This is a genomic window from Streptomyces sp. L-9-10 (assembly GCF_004151105.1).
Taxonomy (GTDB): domain Bacteria; phylum Actinomycetota; class Actinomycetes; order Streptomycetales; family Streptomycetaceae; genus Streptomyces.
Window position 1 is genome coordinate 1 of the sequence record NZ_PHRF01000072.1, and the last position, 2,066, is coordinate 2,066.

General features: G+C 67.9%; 1 protein-coding gene and 1 pseudogene. Both read left to right on the forward strand.

Features of this window, described 5'->3' with window-relative positions:
• Positions 1-39: 39 nt before the first annotated feature.
• Positions 40-471, forward strand: a pseudogene (locus CU044_RS39575) (AMP-binding protein); the annotation flags it as partial.
• A 198-nt stretch (positions 472-669) separates the two neighbouring features.
• On the forward strand, positions 670-2,066 hold a 1,397-nt coding region (locus CU044_RS19000), incomplete at its 3' end, for a condensation domain-containing protein (RefSeq protein ID WP_240045689.1).

Genomic DNA, 2,066 nt, shown 5'->3' on the forward strand with positions numbered 1-2,066 from the left:
GCTGATTCCCGGTGGTCGTCGGGTGCGCATGACAAGGTTTTGTTCCACTCTCCGCATTCGTTTGACGCGGCGACGTATGAGGTGTGGGTGCCGTTGCTGAGTGGTGGCACGGTGGTGGTGGCTGAGGGTGAGTTGAGTGTTCCTGTGGTGCGGGATGCGGTGGGGCGTGGGGTGTCGGGGTTGTGGGTGACGGCGGCGCTGTTCGGGGTGCTGGTGGAGGAGGATGCCGGTTGTTTCGCTGGTCTGGGTGAGGTGTGGACGGGTGGGGATGCGGTGCCGGCGGTGGCCGCGGAGCGGATGCTGGCCGCGTGCCCGGGGACGGTGCTGGTCAACGGCTATGGTCCGACGGAGTCGACGACGTTTGCGGTGAGTGGTCCGATTGTGGCGGAGGATGCGGCGGGTGGTTCGGTGCCGCTGGGGCAGGTGATGGACAACACGACCGGTTACGTTCTGGACGGTGCGTTGCGGCCGGTGGGTGTCGGGGTGCCGGGTGAGTTGTATCTCGGTGGTGCGGGTCTGGCGCGTGGGTATGACGGTCAGACGAGCCTGACGGCGGAGCGGTTTGTTGCGGATCCGTTTGGTTCGGGTGGGCGGTTGTATCGGACGGGTGATGTGGTGCGGTGGCGTCCGGACGGTCGGCTGGACTTCCTGGGCCGTGGTGATGGTCAGGTGAAGGTTCGCGGGTTCCGTATCGAGCTGGGTGAGATCGAGGCGGTGTTGGCGCGTCACGGGAGTGTGGGCGGTGTCGCGGTGCTGGCCCGGGAGGATCGTCCGGGGGTGAAGCGTCTGGTCGCCTACCTCGTACCGTCGTCCGGTGAACTGGATGTGTCGCTCGTACGGGAGCATGCTGCCGGCCTGTTGCCCGAGTACATGGTGCCGTCGGCGTTCGTCGTCCTGGACGAGCTGCCGCTGACCGTGAACGGGAAGGTCGACCGGCGTGCACTGCCCGCGCCCGAGTTCGACGCCGCGGAGGAGTACGCCGCACCCCGCACCAGCCTTGAGATGGCGTTGGCCGACGTCTGGGCCGAGGTCCTCGGTGTCGAACGGGTCGGCGTCCACGACGACTTCTTCGAACTGGGCGGGGACTCCATCTCCAGTCTGAAGGTGGTCTCGCGGATCCGTTCCGTGCTGAAGGCCGGACTGTCCCCCCGGGCGCTCTTCGACCATCCCACCATCGCCCGCCTGGCCGAGGAACTCCCCGCTGGCGAGGACGCCTCGGACACGGGTGCGGGTATCGAGCGCGCGGCACGGGACGGCCACCTGCCGCTCTCGTTCGCCCAGGAGCGCCTGTGGTTCCTGGAGAACTTCACTCCCGGCGGGGTGGAGTACAACATCACGGGCGGTCTGCGCCTGACCGGCACACTCGACCTCCCCGCGCTGCGCTCCGCGGTGTCCGGGCTGGTGGACCGGCATGAGGCGCTGCGTACGACGTTCGACTCGGTCGGTGGGCGCGGCGTCCAAGTGGTCCACGCCTCGCTGGACGTACCGGTGCGCACGGTCGTCTCCAACACCCGGGCGGACCTGGACACCGTCCTGCGCGCCGAAGCCCTCACGCCGTTCGATCTGCGGACCGGTCCGCTGATGCGCGTACTGCTGGCGGAGGTGTCGGCGAACGAATACGTCCTTGTGTTGTCGATGCATCACATCGTGACCGATGGGTGGTCGATGGGCGTGGTGACGCGTGAGCTGAGTGAGTTGTACGCGGCTGCGGTGCGGGGTGCGGAGGCTCGGCTTCCGTTGTTGCCGGTGCAGTATCCGGACTTCGCGGTGTGGCAGCGGGAGAGGCTGTCCGGGGAGGCGCTGGATTCCCAGATCGGTTACTGGCGCGAGCAGTTGGACGGTCTGGAGCCGCTGGAGCTGCCGACGGACCGCCCGCGCCCGCTGGTACGGACATCGACCGGTTCGATGCACACCTTCGAGGTGCCAGCCGACCTCACCGCACGTCTGGTGCGGCTCGGTCAGGCAGGCGGGGCGAGTCTGTTCATGACGCTGACGGCGGTGACGCAGTTGCTGTTGTCGCGGTACAGCGGTCAGCGGGATGTGGCGGTGGGCACGGTCGTCTCGGG